Source organism: Curtobacterium sp. CFBP9011 (assembly GCF_034045095.1).
Lineage (GTDB): Bacteria > Actinomycetota > Actinomycetes > Actinomycetales > Microbacteriaceae > Curtobacterium.
In genome coordinates, this window is record NZ_JAXCWN010000010.1 from 19,418 (window position 1) to 41,755 (window position 22,338).

General features: G+C 67.1%; 21 protein-coding genes. 12 read left to right on the top strand and 9 right to left on the bottom strand.

Annotated elements, in window-relative coordinates; genetic code table 11:
• The first annotated feature begins 252 nt into the window (after positions 1 to 252).
• From SOM35_RS16085 to SOM35_RS16100, 4 genes are all read left to right on the top strand, one after another.
• Positions 253 to 1,422: a DNA polymerase gene (locus SOM35_RS16085; RefSeq protein WP_320516156.1), complete on the top strand. Its 1,170-nt coding sequence runs from the start codon at positions 253 to 255 to the stop codon at positions 1,420 to 1,422.
• A 771-nt stretch (positions 1,423 to 2,193) separates the two neighbouring features.
• Positions 2,194 to 3,159 carry a DNA N-6-adenine-methyltransferase gene (locus SOM35_RS16090; RefSeq protein WP_320516157.1) on the top strand — a complete coding sequence of 322 codons (966 nt, stop codon included), beginning with the start codon at positions 2,194 to 2,196 and terminating at the stop codon, positions 3,157 to 3,159.
• 296 nt (positions 3,160 to 3,455) lie between these two features.
• Positions 3,456 to 3,689 (top strand): hypothetical protein, encoded by a 234-nt coding sequence (locus tag SOM35_RS16095; protein WP_320516158.1) that lies wholly within the window; start codon positions 3,456 to 3,458, stop codon positions 3,687 to 3,689.
• 6 nt (positions 3,690 to 3,695) lie between these two features.
• Positions 3,696 to 3,992, top strand: a complete 297-nt coding sequence (locus SOM35_RS16100; RefSeq protein ID WP_320516159.1) for a hypothetical protein — start codon at positions 3,696 to 3,698, stop codon at positions 3,990 to 3,992.
• 31 nt (positions 3,993 to 4,023) lie between these two features.
• On the opposite strand, the gene SOM35_RS16105 is transcribed toward SOM35_RS16100, so the two are convergent.
• The gene (locus SOM35_RS16105) at positions 4,024 to 5,061 is read right to left on the bottom strand and encodes a hypothetical protein (RefSeq protein WP_320516160.1); all 1,038 of its coding nucleotides are present in this window, start codon (positions 5,059 to 5,061) and stop codon (positions 4,024 to 4,026) included.
• Positions 5,062 to 5,542: 481 nt separating this feature from the next.
• Here SOM35_RS16105 and SOM35_RS16110 point away from each other — a divergent pair, with 481 nt between their 5' ends.
• Positions 5,543 to 6,136 carry a recombinase family protein gene (locus tag SOM35_RS16110; protein WP_320516161.1) on the top strand — a complete coding sequence of 198 codons (594 nt, stop codon included), beginning with the start codon at positions 5,543 to 5,545 and terminating at the stop codon, positions 6,134 to 6,136.
• Positions 6,137 to 6,354: 218 nt separating this feature from the next.
• Here SOM35_RS16110 and SOM35_RS16115 read toward each other — a convergent pair whose 3' ends face one another.
• From SOM35_RS16115 to SOM35_RS16125, 3 genes are read right to left on the bottom strand one after another with little or no spacing between them, the layout of a single operon-like run.
• Positions 6,355 to 7,515, bottom strand: coding sequence for a GIY-YIG nuclease family protein (locus tag SOM35_RS16115; RefSeq protein ID WP_320516162.1), 1,161 nt, complete (start codon positions 7,513 to 7,515; stop codon positions 6,355 to 6,357).
• The gene (locus SOM35_RS16120; protein WP_320516163.1) at positions 7,512 to 9,485 is read right to left on the bottom strand and encodes a DEAD/DEAH box helicase; all 1,974 of its coding nucleotides are present in this window, start codon (positions 9,483 to 9,485) and stop codon (positions 7,512 to 7,514) included. Before SOM35_RS16120 ends, SOM35_RS16115 begins: the two co-directional genes overlap by 4 nt.
• Positions 9,482 to 12,160 (bottom strand): class I SAM-dependent DNA methyltransferase, encoded by a 2,679-nt coding sequence (locus SOM35_RS16125; RefSeq protein WP_320516164.1) that lies wholly within the window; start codon positions 12,158 to 12,160, stop codon positions 9,482 to 9,484. Before SOM35_RS16125 ends, SOM35_RS16120 begins: the two co-directional genes overlap by 4 nt.
• Positions 12,161 to 12,712: 552 nt before the next feature.
• On the opposite strand from SOM35_RS16125, the gene SOM35_RS16130 reads away from it, so the two are divergent.
• Positions 12,713 to 13,180 carry a hypothetical protein gene (locus tag SOM35_RS16130; protein WP_320516165.1) on the top strand — a complete coding sequence of 156 codons (468 nt, stop codon included), beginning with the start codon at positions 12,713 to 12,715 and terminating at the stop codon, positions 13,178 to 13,180.
• 70 nt (positions 13,181 to 13,250) lie between these two features.
• Here the strand turns inward: SOM35_RS16130 and SOM35_RS16135 are convergent, their stop codons facing one another.
• On the bottom strand, positions 13,251 to 14,054 hold the full coding sequence (locus tag SOM35_RS16135) for a metallophosphoesterase family protein (protein ID WP_320516166.1): 804 nt from the start codon (positions 14,052 to 14,054) through the stop codon (positions 13,251 to 13,253).
• Positions 14,055 to 14,230: 176 nt separating this feature from the next.
• Here SOM35_RS16135 and SOM35_RS16140 point away from each other — a divergent pair, with 176 nt between their 5' ends.
• Positions 14,231 to 14,356, top strand: coding sequence for a hypothetical protein (locus SOM35_RS16140; protein ID WP_320516167.1), 126 nt, complete (start codon positions 14,231 to 14,233; stop codon positions 14,354 to 14,356).
• A gap of 487 nt (positions 14,357 to 14,843) precedes the next feature.
• Positions 14,844 to 15,230, top strand: a complete 387-nt coding sequence (locus tag SOM35_RS16145; RefSeq protein ID WP_320516168.1) for a VOC family protein — start codon at positions 14,844 to 14,846, stop codon at positions 15,228 to 15,230.
• 67 nt (positions 15,231 to 15,297) lie between these two features.
• On the opposite strand, the gene SOM35_RS16150 is transcribed toward SOM35_RS16145, so the two are convergent.
• Positions 15,298 to 16,242, bottom strand: a complete 945-nt coding sequence (locus tag SOM35_RS16150; RefSeq protein WP_320516169.1) for an AraC family transcriptional regulator — start codon at positions 16,240 to 16,242, stop codon at positions 15,298 to 15,300.
• Between the two features lie 153 nt (positions 16,243 to 16,395).
• On the opposite strand from SOM35_RS16150, the gene nadE reads away from it, so the two are divergent.
• Positions 16,396 to 17,223, top strand: a complete 828-nt coding sequence (nadE, locus tag SOM35_RS16155; protein ID WP_111073763.1) for an ammonia-dependent NAD(+) synthetase — start codon at positions 16,396 to 16,398, stop codon at positions 17,221 to 17,223.
• Positions 17,224 to 17,308: 85 nt separating this feature from the next.
• Here nadE and SOM35_RS16160 read toward each other — a convergent pair whose 3' ends face one another.
• The 3 genes from SOM35_RS16160 to SOM35_RS16170 form a co-directional block, all read right to left on the bottom strand.
• Entirely contained in the window at positions 17,309 to 17,737 is a 429-nt protein-coding gene (locus SOM35_RS16160) for a hypothetical protein (RefSeq protein ID WP_111073762.1), read from the bottom strand.
• A gap of 122 nt (positions 17,738 to 17,859) precedes the next feature.
• Positions 17,860 to 18,141, bottom strand: a complete 282-nt coding sequence (locus SOM35_RS16165) for a GlsB/YeaQ/YmgE family stress response membrane protein (RefSeq protein ID WP_320516170.1) — start codon at positions 18,139 to 18,141, stop codon at positions 17,860 to 17,862.
• A 140-nt stretch (positions 18,142 to 18,281) separates the two neighbouring features.
• Positions 18,282 to 18,545 (bottom strand): glutaredoxin family protein, encoded by a 264-nt coding sequence (locus SOM35_RS16170; RefSeq protein WP_111074173.1) that lies wholly within the window; start codon positions 18,543 to 18,545, stop codon positions 18,282 to 18,284.
• Positions 18,546 to 18,647: 102 nt separating this feature from the next.
• Between SOM35_RS16170 and SOM35_RS16175 the strand changes: the two genes are divergently transcribed.
• From SOM35_RS16175 to SOM35_RS16185, 3 genes are read left to right on the top strand one after another with little or no spacing between them, the layout of a single operon-like run.
• Positions 18,648 to 20,381: an adenosylhomocysteinase gene (locus SOM35_RS16175; RefSeq protein ID WP_320516171.1), complete on the top strand. Its 1,734-nt coding sequence runs from the start codon at positions 18,648 to 18,650 to the stop codon at positions 20,379 to 20,381.
• The gene (locus SOM35_RS16180) at positions 20,378 to 21,781 is read left to right on the top strand and encodes an amidohydrolase family protein (RefSeq protein ID WP_320516172.1); all 1,404 of its coding nucleotides are present in this window, start codon (positions 20,378 to 20,380) and stop codon (positions 21,779 to 21,781) included. The genes SOM35_RS16175 and SOM35_RS16180 overlap by 4 nt, the downstream gene beginning before the upstream one ends.
• Entirely contained in the window at positions 21,778 to 22,275 is a 498-nt protein-coding gene (locus SOM35_RS16185; protein WP_320516173.1) for a cupin domain-containing protein, read from the top strand. The genes SOM35_RS16180 and SOM35_RS16185 overlap by 4 nt, the downstream gene beginning before the upstream one ends.
• Positions 22,276 to 22,338: the final 63 nt, after the last annotated feature.

Genomic DNA, 22,338 nt, shown 5'->3' on the forward strand with positions numbered 1-22,338 from the left:
GCCCTGACCGCCCTCCGGAGCCTGGGCCCCGAAGAATCGAAGGTGTGGGCCGTTCGCGGATCAGCTGCGGCCACAGCACTGCACCGTCGTTTCGGCGTGGCACTGTCGACGCTCACCTGGCTGCGAGATGTCTCAACCGCCTACGCGGTGCTTCGGCCGGGGGCTGAGGGCTGGATGCTGCCCCGGCCAGGCGTCACATACTCGGATGAGCCTCGTGGTGCTGCACGGGCCGCAGTTGCGTGTGCTCGTGCCGTGGCCGGTTTGGCGGCGGAGAGCACTTCGGCTTCCCGTGCGGCAGCGATGCGCTCTGTTCGGCAGGATCACGCGTGGCGTCAGGTACAGGCTCGCGGCATCCGTCTCGATGTGGACCGTCTGCTGCGTGAGCGGACGGTCGTCGAGGAGGAGGTGCGCCGGCTTCGGGTGGAGAACGGCGTTGATCTGATGGCTGCGTCGGATGCGGGCGTCGCTGCGGCGCATGCGTGGTTGGCAGCCAATGGCGTCACCGTTCGGGATGCAACAGGTCATCCCTCGCTGGAGCAGAACGCCGTCGCGCAGGCTCAGGTGGAAGATACAACCCGCGCCCGTGTCTCCTACGGTGCGTTGCTAGCCGCCCGTGAGCTGGGCCGCACCCGGGGGAAGCTTCTTGAGCTTGACCGGCTAAGGCAAGGGGACCGGGTGTACCCGCAGATGATTGTCCGGCACACGAAGACCGGCCGCGCGCTCGCGCGGCGCCCCGCGTTGCAGAATCTCGGCCGGGCGCTTCGAGGCATGCTGATGGCGGATCCGGGTTACGTGCTCGTGAGCTTGGATTACCACCAGGTGGAGCCAACGGTCGCTGCCGCGATGTCCGGCGATGCGCGGCTCGCCGCGGATGTGGCGAGTGGTGACGTGTACACAGCGGCGGCTGCCGGATGGACCTTCGGCGGGGCTCCCGTCAATCGGTCGCAGGCGAAAGTGGCTTTCCTGGCCTGCCTGTACGGGCGCGGCCCCTCGAGCACTGCAGCGGATCTCTGCATGTCGGAGAAGGATGCCGCTTCGCTCATTGACGTGGTCTGGACTCGGTACAACCGGTTGCGGGAGTACCGGGTTGAGCTGCAGGACCGCTTCGCCGCATCTGAGTTCATGACGACGCTCGGCGGTCGACCGCTTCCGGCGCTAGGCCGGGGTGAGCTGTACAAGTCACTGAACTGGATGATCCAGGGGAGCGCCGCAGACATCTTTGAAGGAGGAGTCTTGCGAGTAGCTGATGCCATCGGCCCCGAGGCACTCTTCCTCGGCGTGCACGACGAGCTCATCCTCCACGTACCCTTCGCGCAAGCCGAGTCGGCACGTCAGGTGCTGGCTGAGCAGATGCCGTGCACGCTCGGCTCCGTGATCATCACCGGTGAGGCCGAGGTCCTCGGCACCCACTGGAGGAAGTAAGACCCGCGTCGCCGGACCTCCTACAGATGGCGGCGCTCTCCAGAATCGGCCCTTGCCTGCGTTGCTTCCACTCCGCGGCGGGGGCCGCTTCGTGCCCGTGCACATACGAGGTGTGAAGGATGGCATCCCCGGCCGCTCGGCACCCCCACCCTTCGCCACTCGCTCGTCTCGCCTCCGCGCATACCGCTTCTATGACACGCGCACTTCTCTGGGCTCACGAGCTCCGCGGCGACGGGCGCCTCATCACAGCGGAGTCTCCCGTCGCGCTGGTCGTCGGCATCCTGTGCTTGGAGGCGACATCCGAGTGGACACCGCGCCGGATTCCCGCCTACGCGGTGGCGCGTGCGGCGATGCGTGCGCAGCGGAGCGCCTGGACGGCCTGGGCCCGTAGTCGCGGTCTCAAAATCCCCGGTGAAGCCGCCGGAGCGCTTCCCGGAGACTCGGTGCGGGCGCTGCGTGCACGGAAGGACGCCCTGTTGGAGGCGGCGGTGCCGGAGCCGTGGAGTGCGGACTGGCCGCCGTTGTATGTGACCCGGCAGATGCTAGGGGTTGGGTGTCGCCTTCCCGAAGGCACGATGGCCGTCGCGGGCTACCCCACCGGTGTACTTCGGGTGATGCAGGATGCGGAAATGATTCGGGTAGGGATTCTGCATCAAGATGGCCGCGGCGGTGCACTTTCGGGACGTGCGGAGAAAGGAGCGCCGACGCCCTGAATCTGCACCACGGAGTGTCGACGGGTGGGTGACTGGGGAGTGCTGAGACGATTTCTGGGTGACACGCCCTTCCGCCGAATCCGCTGCCCGCCGTGCTGCGCTTGCCGCTGAGCTGCGGCGCCTTCAGCGAAAGGGCCACTCGCAGCGGGCGCTTGCTGAGCGCTTCGGGGTGAACCGGCGGACGGTCTCGGCGCTGCTCACCGGGCCGGCGGCCCGGGCGTCCACGGTCGGCAAGAGGGCCGCCCCGGTGATGGCACCCTTCGAGCAAGCGGTGCTGCATCTTCTGCAGACGGGCGTGCGCAGCCCGCCGGAGATCCGGCGCCGGCTGATTGCGGAGTATGGGCTGCCGGCGGGCACGTCGCCGAACACGGTACGTGACTTCGTGAACCGGAGGCTTAGCTCCGTAGCGCCGCTGCGGCCGAGCACCGGGGTGCGCTCCGGCGATACAGCCTCAGGTGCGGTGGAGTGGTACACGCCCCCGGAGCTTTTCGCGGCACTCACCGACGACGACGGAGTGCCCATCCACTTCGATGTTGATGTCGCCGCGCCTGGCGTCGACGGCATCGTCACCAGCCCGCACATCGCCGTGCCGGCCAGCCGATTCATCACGAAGGACCTCGACGCACTGGAGCCGGCGACGCCCTGGGGCTCTCGCACGAAGTGCTGGATGAACCCGCCCTACGGCCCACTCCTCCCAAGATTCACTCACCGGGCTACGTCGCATGCAGCCGCGGGCGGTGAGGTGCTCGCTCTTCTGCCCGCGCGGACGGATACGCGGTGGTGGCACAGCACCGTGATGACTCACGCCGACGCGGTGGTCTTCATCCGCTCCCGCCTGCGTTTCATCGACGCCACCGGCCGCCGCGGCGAATCACCGGCGTTCGGCCAGGTGCTGGTCGCGTACGGACCCACCTTCGCGGACGTGCTCGAGAGGGCCACCACCGGCCCAGCTGCCCTCGGCTCTTTCATCCGGCTTCGTGGGAGCGACACCGCGACCCGGAGCCAAGAAGAAGAGGCGGCGTAGCTCGTAAGCATTTCGGTCGGTGCCGTGCTTTGGGTTTTCGGCCGTCGATCGTCACTCGGGGCCGTTATGAGGAGCAGGGGTGGTCGGAGCAGACGAAGACCTCGGTGGTGCGCTGGTCCAGGGCGCGGCCGCGGCACCGTAGTTGACCGGCGGAACGGGAACGCCGGTGCGAAGCGACTCGGTCACGGCCCAGAGTTTCTGCTTCCCGACGGCCTTATCGGAGTTCCGGCGGGCGGCGACGATGCCGTGCTGAGCGGTCTCTCCATGCCAAGATCAGACTGACAGAGGAGACGCATATGGGCAATCCGGCATGGGGACACGGGTACCACAAGGGCTTTGGCGACGGCGCGAAGCAGGGAGGCGCGGTCGGCGCCCTGATCACCTTGGGTGCTACTGGCCTAGTCGTGGGCGGAAAATGGGCTGTCGGCAAGCTCCGCGAACGCAGCGTGGCTAAGCAACTCGCCGAGAATCCCTCCGTCGATACTCCGGATGCGGACGAAAAGGATTCGCAGGCGAGTTCCTCCGACTGATCCCATATGTCCGATGAACACTGGTACGCCGAGCGCCGAGCACGTTGGCAGCCAGACCGCGTCTGCCTGCTACTCGTCGCCGAGAGCGCGCCTGACGACGACGGCGACCTTGCTAATCGACGCTTCTTCTACGACCAGACGCTGACCTCGAAGGACGGCCTCTTCCACGAGGTTGTCCGTGCCCTGTATGGTGCTTCACCGCTCGCCAGCGGTCCGAACGCGAAGACACTTTGGCTTGCCAGGCTCAAGGCGGCACCTGTCGCCGGCGAGCGCATCGTGGTGCTGCCCCGCACCCGCCTCTGAAGAGAGCCGACTGAGCCGCCACGAAGGCGGGTTAGAACAGCTCGCTGTCGACCGTCTGCGCCCACGTGCCCGAATCAACGGAGTGGGGGAAGCGGGCTTTGACCGTCTTCGGGTAGACGATTTCGGCGCCGCTTTCGGTGACAGCAAAACTCACCTGCATGGTGTCCTGAAGTCCGTCGATCAAGCCGTCCTGGTATTCGACATCGCTGTCGAACTTTTCCGAGTGGTCGCCGCTCCACGGGTTGGACCAGTCGAAGGTCAGTTGCATCCGTCCGCCGATGGTCGGATCCGACACATAGCCGTCGTCGCGCACCGTCATCGACTTCTCGTAAGTCGGGTACTTGACCATCGTCCACTGGACGTTCGTGGCCTTGCTGTCGTCGGCCGTCATGTCGTGCTGTACCCAGTTAGGGCATGCGAGCGCACGCTCTGCGATGGGCGCGTCCATGCACACGTGGATATCCGAGTCGAGCTGCTTCACGATCTTGTCGCGCTCCGCCTTCACCACGGTCGCGGTCAGCGCGGGTCCCGACGACTTCGAGGTATCGAAGTCGTGACCCTCAACCACGACGAACCTGTTCTTCGACGACGCCGTGACCTTGTACTTGCCCGGGAAGACCGACATATCCTGTGCCTTCACCGACACCCCGTTGACCTTGACGTCCTTGGCGAACGGGTGCTTGAGGTTCAGTTTGTCCCATTCGGCCGGTTCGAATTCGAACCCGTCTGAAGTCTTGTGTGACGTGAACTCAGCCGTGTCCCGTTCACCATTCACTGTAAAGGTTGCCTTGGTGACGGCAGTCCCCGGTTCGCTGGAGTCCTCCCGCGGCTTGCCGATGACGAACTCCGAGATGCGGTTCGATGCCTTCGAGTAGATCGCGTCGTCGAGCTGAGTCTTCCCTGCCAGTGGCACAATCTCTTGCGCCGCCTCTGCCTTGCCGTCGACGAGGTCCTGGAAGTAGATCGAGAGGGCCTCGTCGGCGGTCTTCGGTTGGTGCGCGCACCCGGTCAGGGCGATCAAAGTGAGCGTGCTCGCAATGAGCGCGGTTATGGCGATTCTGGTCTTCATGAAGCGGATCCCCGGGGAGAGCGCTCGAAGAACGTTGCTCTGAGCGACCTACCGATCGGCGGAGTGTTCGTCGAGCGTCGACTGACAGTTGACTCAGCATCAGCTTCTGTTGCCTTGGTCAACGGGCAGAACCACCCCCACCTCCCAGTTCGGGGGGGCATGTTCGACGATTGACGATCTGTCTTGCGGGACCTGAACTGATCGTCGCGGGTGGGCGCGGTGACATACGCGTTTGGTGTGCGACGAGGAGGCTGCGCGGCGTGTCGTACTACCGGCAGGTTGGCCCTGCCCAATGCGCCGAGAGACGCCGTCAAGTAGGTGACGGGTGGGCTGTCACACAACTGGTGGGTTGCGGGACGTCTCGAAGGCGTGGTGGTGAGTCCAAGCGGGTGCTCCCGAGTCACTGTCTCGCATCTATGTCTCGCAAGGTCCGCGCATATTCGTGTAAGCGAAGCAGGATGCGAGACAGGGAGAACAGCAAATGACCGCGAAGTTGATCGGGTACGCCCGTACGAGTACGAGTACGGGATCGCAGAGCACTGATCGGCAGGAGCGGGATCTTCTCGACGCCGGCGTCCTCCCTACAGACCTCTACATCGACTCCGGCGTTTCCGGCGGGAAAGCCTCCCGCCCCGCCTTCGACGAAGCCCGCCGGGTTCTTCGGGATGGCGACACGCTCCTGGTCACAACCTTGGACCGCCTCGGCCGCTCAACCCAGAATCTTCTCGCCCTCGCGGCGGAACTCCGCGCCGGCGGGGTGGGTCTACGGGTACTGAACTTGGGTGGTGGGGAAGTGGAAACGAGTACGCCGATAGGGGCGATGGTCTTCACCGTGATGAGCGCCCTCGCCACGATGGAGCTGGAGATCAAGCGGGAGCGGATCCGTGATTCGGTCACGAAGAGGCGCACGGCCGGCGGTGACTTGGGCGGGCGTCGACGGGCCTACACGGATTCGGCGATTGCCAGCGCGGTCAGGCTCATCGAAGCAGGGGTGCCCGCAGCCCAAGTGGCGCGGGATCTCGGGATGAGCAGGGCCACCTTGTATCGGAGGATGGCGCAGGCAGTGGCCGGGTAAACGGGCGGACCGACGCCGTCGTGGCCGCTAAAAAGTCAGCGTTCAGCGGAGGGGCGCGGTGACGATGGTGGCGAGCATGTTCTCATTGCTAACGGTCAGGATGCCGGGGGTGGTGCCGGCGGCTGCAGTGAACGCGAAGTTCCAGGTTCTTGTCGAGCTGTGCGAGAGGTACTCATCGCATCCAGGGTGGACAGCGAAGTTACTGCAGCTCCCCGTTGTTACGGTCGCAGCCGGAGTTCTCGTGCCTCGGCGTCGTACTCGTAGTCGACGATATCGCCTGATGTGATCAGGTCGATGGCCTGGTTGACCATCTTGAGCGGCACGGAGTACCACTCAGAGGGCTCGTAAACACGACCATCCTTGCCGACCTGACTGAGACGCAGACGCTTCTCGCTGAATACACGGTGCAGTAGATGTTCGAGCGCCGAGATCTTCAGGTTGTAGGTGCGGTAGCTGGCAACGATCTCGACCGGCGCCATCAAGTACGTTGCCTCGCTCTGGGCATGAGCGATGCGCTTTTCGACCGGGCCGCGCGAGAAGCCGATCTTGTGCAGGTCGGGAACTTCTTGGATTTGCGGGTCGTCACTGAGCGAGCGCAGGACGTAGATGTATCCAGTTGCCTCGTCATCGGCCAACAGTTCTTCGAACGTTGCGGGGACAACGGCGAGACCGCCGTTCTCGTAAAGTTGCCCGGCGAGCGAGCGGCGGTAGAGATTCGACTCCGTGCCGTTCTCGAAGACCGTTCGGGTGCGCGGCTTGTACCTGGTTCGGACACCGGGCGCCGCCTTCGGCTCGGTGATCTCTGCAACGAACAGCATCACGCCCGACAGCACGAAGAAGCCGCCTTCTTTGATCGCTCGCTGCCCTCCTGCAGCGCCGAAGCTCACCAGCTTCGATAGCCCAGCGCGGAGCTCTTCGTGTTTCTGACGGAACAAAGGCTCGAAGGCACCGAAGTCCGAGCTCTTGACGCGCTGAGCCACCTCGTTCGGGTCGATGCGTCGTGCGCGCGCGGGCAAGTCACTTGTGTCGAGCAGTCCGGAGTCGTCATCGAGCAAGCCGAAGTCGTCACCACCGAGCAGATCGTCAAGACTAGCCGGCGCTTCCGGCTCGTGGAGCAGCCCAAACTCGTCGAGGTCATTCAGCGCGGCGATTTTGTTCTCGTTCGCCAGGATACCGTCGAGGCGCGCACCAAGCTTGCGCTCCGCGATCTCACTAGTGTCCGAACGCGGTATACGACGGTGCTCACGATAGAACTCGATGATCTCTAAGAACGACCGCTCGAGCCGGTCAGAACTGGTGAGCTTGGGGGCCTTCGCCGGGGTGTCGAGGAGACCGTCTTCGTCCGAGTCGAAGATGCTCTGGAAGTCGTTGTCGCTCACGACTCCTGCAACCTCTGCTGGGCGTCGTGCTCGCGTTTCTTCTTGCGCAGGAACAGCAGCGCTTCGGCGTAACGCTTTTCGACGAGGTCGTCGCTGCGCACGTCCGGCTGCCGCCGATTGACCTTCGCGAACTGCTGGATCTTCGGCCAGAGCAGCAGCGCTTCCTCCTCGCTGATCTCGATGCGGGTCGCGGTGATCGTGTCCTGGATGATGCGTAGCACCTGCGGAGTCACCGACTTCGAGAGCACTTCGAAGGCGCGCTGGAACGGATTCACCCGGTCGATCAGGTTGATGTCGAGGTCGTCAACATCGAAGAAGCGATTGTTCAAGATGAACTTCTTGCTGCCGCCAACCTCACGTGCCTCGCCGTTCTTGATCACGGAGTCCACGACGACCTGCTGGCGCAGTTCCTCGACCTGGGTCTCGTTGAGGTCGGGATAGCGCTCCCGAATGATCTTCGGGATCAGCACCTTGTTGGTCACCTCGGCGTCGAGGTTGCCCGCCGCGGCTTTGACGAAGGTGTCGTCCTGCAGAATCGTCGCCTTGAGGTCGTTGAGGTCGGTGGCGACGATCTGCTTGACACGGTCGGTGGACGGCTCTTTGAACCCCTTGATGCGGAGCTCTCCTGGCTGCGGGGCATCGTCATTGCCGGTCTTGGTCTTGAAGGTGAAGTTCGGCGCCAGCACCTGCTCCATGAGCAGCGAGGCGGTGATCGCCTTGAGCATGTTGTTGACCGACAGCTTCACCTCATCGGTGGTCGCGTCGGGCTGGGCGATGAGGTTGGTGAACTGCGCGTGTTCCTTGCAGGGGCTGTCGCGTGTGACCCGCCCGATGATCTGGATGACCTCGGTCAGCGACGCCCGATATCCGACCGTCAGGGCGTGCTCCGCGAAAGGCCAGTCGAAGCCCTCCTTCGCCATGCCGAGCGCGATGATGACGTCGACCGCGTCGCGTTCCTTCGAGGCCACCGAGGTCAAGTAGTGCAGCGTTTCGGCGCGGGCGATCTGGTCGGTGTCGTCGACGAGATCCGCCACACGCACGATCTCGCCGTTGTCGCGGCGGCGGATCCGCATGACGTTTGATTCCTCGGTCTCGGTCGCAATGACCTCGCCAATGGCATCGAGGATGAAGCCGACCTCCTCGATCTTGTCTTTGGTGGACTCGCCGCTGTTGACGTTCGGGATATGGATGATCGTTTTCTTGTCGAGGTCGAGGATCTCATGGATCGCGCTGGTGTAGCGGCCTTGGTAAAAGTGATGTCCGATGCCGAGCGACTTGAGATGCTCGTAGCCGTTGAGCTGGTCGTAGTAGTTGAACGTGACCGGCGTGAACTTCGCTTCGTCCTCCGGTAGCAGCACCGGCACCGAGTCGCCCCGGAAGTACGAGCCAGTCATCGCCACGATGTGCACGTCGGATCCGGCCATAACGCCCTTGAGTAGGTCACCGAGACGGTTGCTCGAAGTATCCGCCGAGACGTGGTGGAACTCGTCGATGGCGAGGACCGTACCGTCGAACGCAGAGGCGGGCAGCTTCTCGTAAGCGAAGCGCAGCGTGGCGTGGGTGCAGACGAGGGTGACGTCCGGCCCTGCCAGGAAGTCGATGAACTGCTGCACCTTGCCCGACGAGGAGCCGGGCGTGCAGAGGTTGTTTTTCTCCTTGATCTCCCAGTCCGCGAAGAAACCGAACCGGCTCAAATTCGTCGTGGAGAACGATCCTCCGATAGAGCGCTCGGGCACGGCGACGATGACCTTCTTGCGACCTTGGTTGTAGAGCTTGTCGAGTGCAACGAACATGAGAGCTCGGGATTTACCCGAGGCCGGCGGTGCCTTGAGGAGCAGGTACTGCGCACCGCGCCGCTCCCAGACGCGCTGCTGCATCTCGCGCATGCCAAGCTTGTTGGTGTGGACGCTGTTGCCGGTCTGCGCATACGTCACATCGACGATGTTCGTCGGTTTCTTGATCTCGGTCACTTGCGCTTCTCCTCGGCGGTCATCTGTTCATACATACCGAAGAGATAAGACAGGCGCTCTTCGTCACTGTCGAAGCCGTGCTTGCGATAGACCGCGTCCACGAGCTCGTCCAACTCCTGGTGCGCCAGGCGAAGGTCATCGGGCATCAGGCCAGGGTCGTACAACTCCGCCAGCGTCTTCTCGGAGTGATACTCGCGCACGTCAAGCACACGAAGTGCAGTCTCGGTGAGCTGCTCCTTGGCCGCAGCGGACAGCGGCGGTACCGGGAAGTTGTTATAGACGATAGTCGCGGAATAGCGGAGGCGGGTCTCAAGCTGACCCGACACCGCCCGAGTCCATGCCATATGAATCCGTGAGGTGACCAGCGCGAACAGCCACGGGGCAGCGCCGTATGCGGCGTTGGCGAGATTCGAGACCACGGTTTGACCGTCGAGGTAACCAATCGGGATATACTCGCGCCGCTCCGAGGATGTCGAGGGGATCACCACGGAGTTGGTGTCTTGATGGCCGAAGAAGTAGAAACGGTGCGGGGTCTCAGCAAGCGCGCGAGTCGACCTCTCGGTGCTCTTGGCGCGGTGCTCCCGAACCTTCTCCAACCGTGCTGCGATCTCGTCGATACCGAGCGCGATCTTCAGATCGTCGTCGCTGATAACGAGGCACCACCGGCTCTTACCCTTGATGAACTCGTCGGAGCCACTGAACCCTCGGACGAAGCGGGATGCCTCCGGCCAATGCGACAGCAGCGTGTCTCGTTGGCCATCAGTAAGGATGAGATTTCCGCCATCGTTCGGCATCGATCCATATCCGAGCCGCGGCAACACCGAACTCAGGGGCTTGCTCCTACGTCCGATTCGTATGTCAGGGCCATCGGCCAAATACGGATTGATGCGCCTAACTTCGTGCCGAAGATCGTCGGTGAAGATGAACTTCGGCGCATCCCCCTTGTTGCGAACCCCGACAACAACACACGTAACGCCGGCTGCATTCTTCGCCTGGTTAGTCCACCTGAACGACGTGTACGCGTATCCGATCTCCAGATCGTCCGAGAGTACGTCCGGCCAGAGAAGCCCCACCTGTTCGCCCTGGGTGACGGAATTGGTCGAGACGAGCGCCAGCTCAGCCTTGGTTCCCCGGATGTACTCGCCGCCCTTGATGAACCAAGCGCTGACGTAGTCGAGACTCTTGTACCGTGGTGTGACCGTTTGCAGATCGCGCTTGTGCTCAAACGTCTGGTTCCGGCTTCCGAGGTACGGCGGATTGCCAATCACGTAGATCTCTTCGGCACCCGTATTCGGGCACACCTCGTTCCAGTCTCGCGTGATCGCGTTGCCCTGATGGACGCTCCCAGATTCCCTTAGCGGGATCAGTGGCAGGTCGATGCCGAACTTCTCACGGAACTCGACGTTCATCTGGTGCTTCGCGATCCAGAGCGACAGGATCGCGACCTCTACCGCGAAGTCGTCAATTTCAAGTCCGTAGAAGTGCTCGACGTTGACCCGGGAGCCGAGCAGGTTGAAGGTGAACTTGTCGCCCTGAAGCACCTGAAGCCTTTCCAGGATGGCGTGCTCGAGCTTGCGCAGTTCCTTGTAGGCGATGACGAGGAAGTTGCCAGAGCCGCAGGCGGGGTCGAACACCTTGATCTGTGCGACGCGCCGCAGCAGCGCTTCCAGCTTGGGCCGGCTGTCGAAGGCAGCGTCGAACTGCTCTTTGAGTCCGTCGACGAACAACGGCTCGATGGTCTTGAGGATGTTCGGAACCGACGTGTAGTGCTGCCCAAGGTCGGAGCGCTGGCCCGGCGTGACGACCGCCTGGAACATCGAGCCGAAGATGTCGGGGTTGATCTCGTTCCAGAGCAGCCGACCGCTCTCCAGCAGCAGGTCACGAGCCTTCTTGTTGAAGGCCGGCACGGCGTGGTGTTCCTCGACTGTGAACAGGCGCCCGTTGACGTAGGGGAAGCCTGCCAGATGGGTGGGCTTGTCGGCGAGTTCGGCCGTGTCCAGTGCGGCGAACAAATCGGTCAGGAACTGGCTGACGTCCGAGCCATCAGACTGCGTGAGCGTGCCGACGGCTCCGGTGAACTGCCCGTCCTTGAAGATGCCGGTGTCCTCGGCAAAGAAGCAGAAGAGCAGCCGTGTGAAGAAGACGTTCAGGGCGTGGCGCCCGAGCATCGTGGTGTTGAGCTCGGGGTTGAGCGCCAGCAGCTCGTCGAACAGCTTCGCCATGCGCTCAGCGGCCTTGACGTCAGCATGGGCCTCGGCAACGTACTGCGCTTTCTCCATGCCTGCCCAGGGCAGGAAGAACGTGAAGTGCTTGTGGATGTCCGAGATCGGGATGGCGAGCGAGTCGTTCGTCTTCGTGTCGACGGCTAGCAGCTCTTCGTAGTCAGTGACGACGACGAAGCGGGTGTTGTAGCGAACCACGGTCGGAGCGCCGCGGAGCTCATCTATCACGGCGAGAAGCTCGTCCGTCGTCTCCTTGAAGTAGATGACGTTCTTCTGAGCAACCTCGGTCGACGAATCGTCGGCGACGTTGAGCGAGCCGTTGCGCAGGCGCGTGATGTTGCTCGACGAGCGTCCGTAGGCAGCCAGCAACTCGAAGATGAACTCGCGGTCGTAGTGGCTGCGTCCGCCGAGTGGTCTGACACGCTCCTCGACGGACTTGAGGTTGAGCCTCATGGGGTCGTGCCTTTCCTGCGCCGTGCCATGAAGCCAAGATGGGCCATCACGCGGCTCACTCTTCATCCACCGTGCCAGGGCGGCCGGAACGCACCCCGTCGTGCTTGGTCGCGCCAAGATGCTCGGCGATGTCGTCAGCCGACAGCCAGGGCTCCCTCACGGACGGCCTCCTGCACCGATATGACCCGGCTTAGCCGGGTTTGCCTAGATCATACCGAGGTCCTTCGGCACAACGGCGACGTGTCAGGACTGGTGAAGATTTCGAGTGTGGCCCCGGCATTGAAGTACCGCCCAGGAGAAGACGATTGCCAGTGGCCGCACCTCAGCGGAACCGAGACCAACGACTCCGGAGCCATCGTTGCCGCCGAGCCGTACGCCTGACCTAACCTCGCCCCCCCCCGCAAAGCCAGCGGTGTCGGCAGCGCAGGTGGCGCGGGATCCGGGGATGTCGTGGGCCACCTTGTATTAGCGGATGGCGGATGGCGGATGGCGGATGGCGGATGGCGGAGGCGGCGGTCTGAGGCGGGAGTCGCTTCCGCGCATACCTCCTACATGACCTGGGAGCTTCTGCCGACCGCAACGCTGGTCACCGACCATGGCGCGACCGTCGAGTGGGCGGTGCTCGGGCAGCACATTGCAGTGCTGGCGCAAGCGGAGCCTGGCACTGCCGCGGGTATCGTTGCGTACCAGCCTGGTGAGAAGGAGCGGCTGGCTGCAGTGCAGCTGCTTACTCTCTCGGAGGGGCGGCTCGCCGTCGAGGTGACGTTTTCGTACGGCACCCGCGGGAGCCGGTACCAGCGTGTGCAACCGGCCGGCTCTTCCGCGCGTATCCAGCGCCTCCTGGTACAGCCGGGCTGGGTTGCCCGTATCCAGAAGGGTGCCATCCTCACCCCCGCCCAGGCCCTCGACGCGGTCGCATGGGCATGCGCGGAAGGCTCGCTTCACAGCTCGCTTCATACGACGCACGTGGCAGAGGATTTCTGGGCCGACGTGGTCGCCGGCCGCCGCAGCCCACCCTGACCCGGCGTCGGCCCGGAGATGCCGCGGTGTCGGCAGAGATGACCTCCTTTGCTCTGCCGGCGCCGCATCCTCATTCTTCGAGCAGCTCGACGCTCAGCTCCTCGAGGTCTACGACCGCGTTAGCTCGCCCCAACCCCAGCTTGTTGAGGATGACGCTTCGTGATTCGAACGATGCACCGTCGTCCCCGACGTAGCTCTCCACTGCGTCCAGGTTCAGGTGGTAGTGCCCCGAAACGACCAGCCGCGGCTTCACCTGCAGGAACCCCCGGTGGAACATCCGCTGGCCCTGTTTGCTGTACTTAAGCCCAGCCGGATCCCACAGGTGATCCGTTCGCTCAAGCATCCCACCCAGCGCTCTGGAAGCTGGCGCGTCGTGGGCGAGGAGGAAGTCGACGGGGTCGTGGCCGAGGGCGGCTAGATCGGTCGCGGTGATGCTTTCCTCCGACCACCAATTCGGCAGTGAATCTTCGAAGAGCTGCCGACCCCTGGTGCCGACATCAATGCTGTTCGCGCCTCCCAGCGCCGCCACGGTCATGCCCGTGGCGGCCCGCGCTCGCCAGCCGCGGGGGAGGAAACCGATGCGGGGATCGAAGCGATGGATGCCCTCATCGTCGATGGGGAGTCCGTTGATTGCTGTGTACCCGTCGTGGTTGCCGGGCACCACGAACAGCTGCACGCCGCGAAGCTCAAGGTGCGCGGATAGCTGCCGGAGTCGCTCATGCTCCTGCGCGGTCCCGTGGAAAAGCATCTGTAAGTCGCCAAGCTGGAAGAGCGTACGAATCCCTGCTGCGGCGACCGCGTCGATGACGGCCGGGGCTAAGTCCAGTCGGCCGTGCCAGTCGCCGGAGACGGCGATGCGGGGGTCGAGGATCACGGTGGCTGCCTTCCGGTCGGCGGGTCGAGTGGGGCGGAAATCGTACCGTCGACCGCTGACGGTCGGCGTCCGCGCATAACGGGAGTGCGGGTCGGAATGGCGGCCCCGGTGAAGGGAGCAAGGAGATGGCAATCTCGGCAGGCACGGTGGTGGTGGCGGCGAAGGATCACGGCGGCATGAGCAGGTCGTTCGTGGCCGGCGGTACGCGCGGGGTCGTCACGAAGGGCGGTTCATGGCCCGTTGAGGTGCGGTGGGAGGGCCTGAGCTACGGGCAGCCCGCCTACCGCGACGAGGTGATCTGAGCCGTAGAAGCGGAAGAGAAGCGCGAGCCCACACCGGGCTCGCGCTTCCTCTGCTGACGGGAGGCTTCGTGGGAAGCTGTACTGGACGGTACGCACCCGCGGGCTACGGCGCGCGAAGCCGCGTGGTCCTACTCACGGAGCCGGTCGCGTCCGCGACTTCATCGCGCACAGGGTTTCGAGGTCAACGTTTTGGTCAACGTTTACGGCGGGAACGACCGGGAATTCGCGGGAAAGACCGGGAGGTGGCTTCCGACAGGTTTGGAAGAAAACACCTGGTCAGCACGGATTTACGGGTAGTTCCGGGGATCCCCGGGAGCCCAGCGACCTAAGGAAAGGGTTGGGGGTTCGAGTCCCTCCAGGGGCACTTCCGGTGGTTCGTCCCGTTCCGTCCTCAGGAAAGGGTTGGGGGTTCGAGTCCCTCCAGGGGCACTGTCGACGTGGCGGGCCCACGGGTGCACACTTGCTGCACCCGGACGAGGAGGCCCCCGTGTTCCAACCCACCAGCGCCTACAGCGGATTCAGCGTGGACGACGTCGACGCTGCCGTGGCCTTCTACGCCGGCGTCCTCGGGATCGACGTCCGTGTCCTCGTCGCCGGCCAGATGATGCAGCTCCTGCTGCCAGGCTCCGACGTGCCCGTCCTGGTGTACGGCAAGCCGGACCACACTCCGGCGACGTTCACGGTGCTGAACTTCGTCGTGGACGACATCGACACCGCGCTCGACGACCTGGCCGCTCTCGGCGTCCACCCGACCGACGGCGGGCAGTGGGCGGACGAGCGGCAGGTCCTCCGCGGTCGGTCCCGTGACATGGGGCCGGACATCGCCTGGTTCACGGACCCGGCCGGCAACGTCTTCTCCGTCCAGCAGCAGTGACGTGCCGGCACCAGCACGTCCCGGCACCAGCACCGACGCCAGCACGCGGCGGACGGGAGGCGCATGCTCAGCGCGCCCCGCGCCTCCCGGAGTCGTCGCGCAGCGTCTCCTGCGGTGACCGCCCGTACGCGTCGCGGTGGGCCGCACCGAACCGCGTCGCGTTGGTGAAGCCCCAGCGCAGAGCGACGGCGGACACGGTGGCCCCGGAGGTCGGGTCGGTGGCGAGCAGTTCGCGGTGTGCCTCGGCCAGACGGGCCCGCCGGAGGTAGGCCATCGGCGTGATGCCGAGGTCGCGCTGGAACGCGGCCTGCAGTCCGCGCGGCGACACCCGGGCTGCGGTGGCGACCTCGGCCGCGCCGATCGGCTCGGCGACGTGGTCGTCCATGTACCGGGTGGCCCGCCGGACGACGGCCCCGGCGGTCGCGGTGTCGGGGACGACCCGGTCCGCGTCGACGTGGATCGGGAAGGCGGCGAACGCGGCTGCCGTGAGGTGCCGGAACGTCTCGGCGCGCACCAGGTCGTTCTGGAAGGTCGTCGGATCGGCGGTGATGGTGTGGGCGTGGTCGATGACCGCGGCCCAGTAGTCGGCGAGCTCTGGTCGGGGAGCCCGTCCGTCGACGACGAGGTGACCGCGCTCGGCACCCTCGTGCTGCAACCCCGCACGCAGGAGCACCGGCACCGGCAGCGTGACGATGCTGAAGTCGGCGTCGGTCGTGCCGTTCGCGATCGGACCGAGGCCGTGCAACGAGCCGTTCGGGACCGCGCCCTGCTCGCGCGTGGCGAAGCGACCGCCGTGGACCTGGACCGACACGAGCGCGTCGGGGATGTCGGCGGTGGTCTCGATGTCACCGCCGAAGTGGTACCGCTCGAGCGTCATCTCCCCGTCGCCGCGGACGTGCTGCTCGTACCGGAAGCCGGGTCCGACGCCTCTGATGTCCGGCTGGTCGTAGAGCGAGGCCAGCGACCGCGAGGCGGCTTCCGCGTCGGTCGTGGCGTAGTCGATCTGCAGCACGGGCGCGGTCCCCTCCGAAGTCGTGTGGCGAACGCATCATGCTCCCACCCGGAGGACGACGCGGTCCCAGGTGGACAGGAGCGACGGGACCCGTTCACGCACAGGTGCCGAGAACCCGTGCGCATGACGGTGGTGCGGGCGGATACTGGGGGAGTGCGAGAACTCCAAGCCGCCATCGCCGCGGACCTCAACGTCCAGCCGACCATCGACCCCGAGCAGGAGGTCGCCCGGCGCGTGGGCTTCCTGCGCGACTACCTGCTGACCACCGGCGCGAAGGGCTACGTCCTCGCCGTCAGTGGTGGGCAGGACTCCACCCTGGCCGGTCGCCTCACGCAGCTCGCGATCGAGTCGCTCCGCGCCGAGGGCCACGCGGCCGAGTTCACCACCGTGCGGATGCCGTACCGCGTGCAGGCCGACGAGGACGACGCGCAGCTCGCGCTGCAGTTCATCGCCGCCGACCCGGGCATCGTCGTCAACATCGAGCACGGGGTCGACGGGGTCGTCCAGGACACCGCGGACGCCGGGGTGCCGCTGAGCGACTTCGTCAAGGGCAACGTCAAGGCCCGGATGCGGATGGTCGCGCAGTACGCCGTGGCCGGGCAGCGCGGGTACCTGGTCGTCGGCACGGACCACGCGGCCGAGGCGGTGACCGGCTTCTTCACGAAGTACGGCGACGGCGGTGTCGACCTCACCCCGCTGACCGGCCTGACGAAGAGCCAGGGGCGCCAGCTGCTCGAGCACCTCGGCGCACCGGCCCGGCTGTACGAGAAGGCGCCGACCGCGGACCTGCTCGACGACCTGCCCGGCCAGACGGACGAGGCGAACCTCGGCCTCACCTACGCCGAGCTCGACGCCTACCTGCAGGGCCACGACGTCCCGGTCGAGGTCGCCGAGGCGATCGAGGCCCGCTACCGCGCGACGGAGCACAAGCGCCAGGTGCCCGCGACGCCGTTCGACGAGTGGTGGCACGCGACGGCGTGACCGTCGGCTGACCGACAGACGGGAGGCTCTCCACCGGCCCGGTGGGGAGCCTCCCGTCTGTCGGTGGGTCAGGCTGGCGGGACGGTCAGGCCTGGTCGCGGTCGTCGCGACGGTCACGGTCGGAGTCCGGGTGCCCAGCGTCCTGACGCCCATCGTCCGGTCGGCTGCCGTCCTGGCCCTGGGCGCCCTCGCTGGCGAGACGCTCCTGCCAGACGATGCTGCGGGCCGCGCCCTCGAGGACGTCCTCCACCGGGTGCCCGGTCTGGGCCGCCAGCGCACCGCTGAGGCCCGCCGTCAGGGTCCCGCCGGCCTGCGCGAGCCGCTCGACGACCTCTTCCTGGCGCGGGGTGAGCGGCACGTCGACCAGCTCGTCGACAGCGTCGCGGATGTTCGCCTCGCTCGCGTCCAGCGCCTGCTCGTCACCGGACTGCAGCGCCGAGGCCTCGCCGACCACGACCAGCCCGAGTCGCGCTGCGTCCTGCTCCGGGCGACGGGTGTCGTTCTCGTCAGTCATGACGTGGACGGTACGCGCCGCGTGCTGCGCGGCGTCCGGACGACGGGGGACGTGCTGGCGAACAGACGACGGGAGGCCCGGTACCAGCTGGTACCGGGCCTCCCGTCGTGGCGTTCCGTGCGTCAGCGGCGGGCGCCGCGACCCGCGAAGCGCGTGTAGAGGAACAGCACGATGACGGCACCGATGACCGAACCGATGATGCCGGCCGGCTGGAAGAAGCCGTCCGTCGGGTCGTGCTGGAAGATGAGGAAGCCGAGCAGCCCACCCACGAAGGAGCCGACGATCCCGAGGACGATGGTCATCAGGATCGACATGTTCTGCTTGCCGGGGATGATCAGTCGGGCGAGGGCACCGGCGATGAGGCCGATGACGATGAGGCTGATGATGAGGCCGAGTACGCCCATGGTGTTCTCCTTGTTCTGCGGCCGGTCCGAGGCTGCGGCGGATCACCGAGCTCAGGGCCGGAGCCCGATTGAACACCGGATCGACTCAGCGTGTCATCAGGAACGGTCGCTACCCGCCAGGACGGAGCCGCGGAGGGTGCTCAGACCGCGCCCGAGGACTCCAGCTCGCCCTGCAGTTCGGCGTCGGACGGCTCGACGAAGTGCTTGCCGTTCGGCAGCACCACGACGGGGATGTTCTTGCGGCCGCTGATCGCCTCGGCCCGGTCCGCTGCCGACAGGTCGGCCTCGACGTCGACGTACTCGTAGTCCACGCCCAGGCGGTCGAGCAGCGCCTTGGAACGACGGCAGTCGCGGCACCAGTCCGCGCCGAACATGGTCACCTTGTCGAACGTCTCGTCAGTCATGTCGGTCACTACGTCCGCCGCGCCTTCCGTATTCCCGGTGACCGGGTCGCCACCGCCGCACCCGCTCCGCTGCGGCGGTCCGGAGCGCCCTACGATGGGCGCATGCCGCGCGCCGACCCGACAGCCCGCGTCGACCCGGCCGTGCTGGCCTGGGCCTCCGCCGCCGTGCGGCACACCGCCCGGGTGACGAACATGCTGATCGCCGCCCGGCGCTTCCGCATCGTCGGCGGCGACGCCCGAGACGCGGCCGTCCTCCACGACCTGCTCACGGGACTCGGCGCCCGGCCGGCCGATGACCCGGCCGCCGATCCAGCCGCTGTCGACCAGCTCTGGTGCCTCGGTACGCCGGAGGAGTCCGTCCTCGCGGTCGAGCAGGCCACCGCCGACCGCCCGCGCGGGTCCACGTTGCTCCTGGTCGACGCCGGCCGCCACGTCCCCGCCGTCGACGAGGACGCGTTCGGCCCGACGACGCTCGCGCGACCCGGGGTGCTCGGCGTGCCGACGACGTCCGACGACGTGTTCCTCGTCTCCACCGGCCGCTCCGCCGAGGACGACCCCGCCGCCCAGGCCCGCATCCGCTGGGCCCGCCGCTCGATGCCGGTCTCCCGCGCGGTCGCCGACGAGCTCCGGCAGGGAAGCCTGCTCCGCGGCACCCGCATCGGCGTCAGCCTGTTCCTGGAACCGAAGACCGCGGTGCTCGCCCTGCTGCTGCAGGACGCCGGCGCCGAGGTCGTCGTCTACGCCCACGCGGACGAGACCGACGACGCCGTCGCGGACGTGCTCCGCCGCACGGGCATCCCGGTGCACGCCAGCAGCACGGCGACCGTGCCGGAACAACGCGACCTGGCGCTCGCGATGCTCGACACCCGGCCGCACGTCCTCATCGACGACGGCTCGCACGTCATCCGGCTCGTGCACCAGGAACGCCCGGACCTGCTGCCGACGATGCTCGGGGCCGCCGAGGAGACCACGAGCGGTCTCCGCCCCCTGCGGGTCATGGCCGCGCGTGGGCAGCTCGGGATCCCGGTGGTCGCGGTGAACGACGCCCGCACCAAGACGTTCTTCGACAACCGGTACGGCACCGGGCAGTCGACCGTGTTCGCCGCGCTGGACCTGCTCGACGACCTCGACGACCCCTCGGCGGTGCGCGGCCCGGGAGGCTCGGCCGTCGTCGCCGGGTTCGGGCACGTCGGCGAGGGGGTCGCCCTGGTGCTCCGCGCGCTCGGGTTCCGGGTCACCGTCGCGGACCCCGACCCGGTCCGGGCGCTGCAGGCCCTGTTCGCCGGGTACGCCGTCGCCCCGCTCACCGAGGCCGTCCGCACCGCCGACCTGGTGATGAGCGCCTCCGGGGTGCCGGGCACGATCAGCCTCGACGTCCTGCGGGCCTGCGCTGCCGGAGCGGTGATCGCGGTCGCCGGCGGGGTGGACCAGGAGGTCGCCGTCGACGACGCGCTCGCCGCCGGAGCGGTCCGCACGACGATCGGCTGCAAGGTCGAACGCGTGAGCGTCCCGGACGGTCGCGACGTGCTCCTGCTCGACGGCGGGGGCTGCATCAACATCACCGCGGCCGAGGGCAACCCGATCGAGATCATGGACCTGTCCTTCGCGGCGCAGCTCGGGGCGGTACGGATGCTCGTCGAGCGCGGGGACGAGCTCGAGCGTGCCGTCGTGCCGATCGACCCCGAGGTGGACGCGGTGACCGCCCGCGCGGCGCTCGCCGCGTTCGGGACGGTGGTCGGGCCTCCCGGCCGTTCGGCTGACACGACCTGGCCGGCCGCGCAGCCCGCGGACCGGGAACCGGACGTCCGCACGCGACGGTTCGGGGACTCGGCGTGAGCGCGCCGATGCCGACCGGGTCGGCGACGACCGTGCACTCGGCGCGGGTCGTCGTGCCGATGACCGCACCGCCGATCGCCGACGGTGCCGTGGCCGTGCGCGACGGGCGGATCCTGCACGTCGGCGAGCGCTCGTGGGTGGTGGACCAGCTCGACGGCACCCCGTTCACCGAGCGACGGTGGCGTGGCGCGCTGTTGCCCGGTCTGGTCAACGCACACTCGCACCTGCAGTACACCGGCATGGCCAGTGTCGGGCAGGGCCAGTACGACGGGTTCGAGGACTGGGCGTCCGCGTTCAACACCGTCTACGCCGAACCGCACGACTGGCGGGCCGAAGCCGCCGCCGGTGCCGTGCAGTCGATCGCGGCCGGGGTGACGAGCATCGCCGACGTCGTCACCGACCTCGACGCGGCGACCGCACTGCAGGACGCCGGCCTCGGTGGGATCGCCTACTGGGAGGTGATGGACTGGGAGAACGCCGCCTGGCAGCAGCACGGACGCGACCAGGTCCTCGACGAACTCGCCCGCATCCCGACCACCCCCGGCGCTGGGCTCTCACCGCACGCGCCGTACTCGCTCGACGTGGCACCGCTGCTCGAGCTGCCCGACATCGTGCGGCAGCGGGGACTGCGCCTGCACCTGCACCTCGGCGAAGCCGCGTTCGAGGGGGAGCGCACCGCCGTCGAGCCGATCCCCGGGCTGGCGGGCGTCGCCGGCGTCGGCCACGGCGCGGACTGGCACCTGGCGAACGTGCCGTCCTTCCGGGCGATGCGCGCCCTCGGGTTCGGCGCGAGCGCGACGTCGTTCGTCGACCGGCTCGGCGTCCTCGGCCCGGACTGCCACATCGCACACGGCGTGTACATGACCGCCGCCGACCGGGCACTGCTCCGAGCCCGCGGCACCGCGGTCGCGCTCTGCCCACGGTCGAACGCCGTCATCGGACTCGACCCGCCACCCGTCGCGGACTACCTGCGGGAGGGCAGCCCGATCGCCGTCGGCACCGACTCCCTGTCGTCGTCGCCGTCCCTCGACCCGATGGCCGACGTCACCGCACTGCACCGGATCGCCCGCGCGCAGGGCTACACCGGTCGCGACCTGCACGAACGGCTGCTGGCCGCGGCGACGCTCGGCGGGGCGCACGCGATGGGTCTCGCCGTCGGTCCCGACCGCATCGGACACCTGGCCGTGGGCGCCCGCGCCGACCTCGCCGTGTTCGACGTCGACTCGCGGACCGTGCCCGACGCGCTCGCCGAACTCGTCGAGGACGGCGGTGGACGTGCTGCGGCGACCGTGATCCGCGGGGTCGTCCGGACCGCCGACGCAGCCCGGACGGTGCCCGGCACCGCCATTGCGGCACCCCCGACCACACCTCCCGTCACCCCCAGCAAGGAGCCCCGATGACCGACACCGCACCCCGACCCGGCATGGCCGCACGCCGGACCGTCACCGGCGACCTCGTCGAGTGGCTCGACGTCCCGTCCCGCGCCCGCGCACTCGGCATGGAGCCGCACCCCGAGGGCGGCTGGTACGTCCGGACCTGGACCTCCCCGGCCACCGTGCAGACGCCCGCGGGGGAGCGTCCGGCCGCGACGCTCATCCACTTCCTGCTGCCGCCGGGGGAGTCCTCGGCCTGGCACCGGGTCGCGAGTGACGAGATCTGGATGTGGCACGGACCGGACTCCGTCGAGCTCGAACTCGGCGGGTCGGGCGACCAGCCGGAGCCGGGCGCGCGGATCACCCTCGGGCCGGACGCCGGTCGCGACCGGGTCAACGACGCGCAGGCGTTCGTCCGCGGCGGTGTCTGGCAGCGGACGATCCCGCACGAGGGCGAGGTGCTCCTCAGCTGCCTGGTGTCGCCCGGGTTCTCGTTCGAGGACTTCACCCTCGCCGTCTGAGCCGACGCGCGGCCGGCACCGACGCGCGGCCGGCACCGACGCGCGGCCGGCACCGGTCGTCGC

Bases quoted from the DNA above. Each gene is read 5' to 3' on its own strand.
- SOM35_RS16095 (WP_320516158.1), top strand. From the start codon at position 3,456: ATGGGCAATCCGGCATGGGGACACGGGTACCACAAGGGCTTTGGCGAC.
- SOM35_RS16100 (WP_320516159.1), top strand. From the start codon at position 3,696: ATGTCCGATGAACACTGGTACGCCGAGCGCCGAGCACGTTGGCAGCCA.
- SOM35_RS16105 (WP_320516160.1), bottom strand. From the start codon at position 5,061: ATGAAGACCAGAATCGCCATAACCGCGCTCATTGCGAGCACGCTCACT.
- SOM35_RS16110 (WP_320516161.1), top strand. From the start codon at position 5,543: ATGACCGCGAAGTTGATCGGGTACGCCCGTACGAGTACGAGTACGGGA.
- SOM35_RS16125 (WP_320516164.1), bottom strand. From the start codon at position 12,160: ATGAGGCTCAACCTCAAGTCCGTCGAGGAGCGTGTCAGACCACTCGGC.
- SOM35_RS16130 (WP_320516165.1), top strand. From the start codon at position 12,713: ATGACCTGGGAGCTTCTGCCGACCGCAACGCTGGTCACCGACCATGGC.
- SOM35_RS16140 (WP_320516167.1), top strand. From the start codon at position 14,231: ATGAGCAGGTCGTTCGTGGCCGGCGGTACGCGCGGGGTCGTCACGAAG.
- SOM35_RS16160 (WP_111073762.1), bottom strand. From the start codon at position 17,737: ATGACTGACGAGAACGACACCCGTCGCCCGGAGCAGGACGCAGCGCGA.
- SOM35_RS16165 (WP_320516170.1), bottom strand. From the start codon at position 18,141: ATGGGCGTACTCGGCCTCATCATCAGCCTCATCGTCATCGGCCTCATC.
- SOM35_RS16170 (WP_111074173.1), bottom strand. From the start codon at position 18,545: ATGACTGACGAGACGTTCGACAAGGTGACCATGTTCGGCGCGGACTGG.
- SOM35_RS16175 (WP_320516171.1), top strand. From the start codon at position 18,648: ATGCCGCGCGCCGACCCGACAGCCCGCGTCGACCCGGCCGTGCTGGCC.
- SOM35_RS16185 (WP_320516173.1), top strand. From the start codon at position 21,778: ATGACCGACACCGCACCCCGACCCGGCATGGCCGCACGCCGGACCGTC.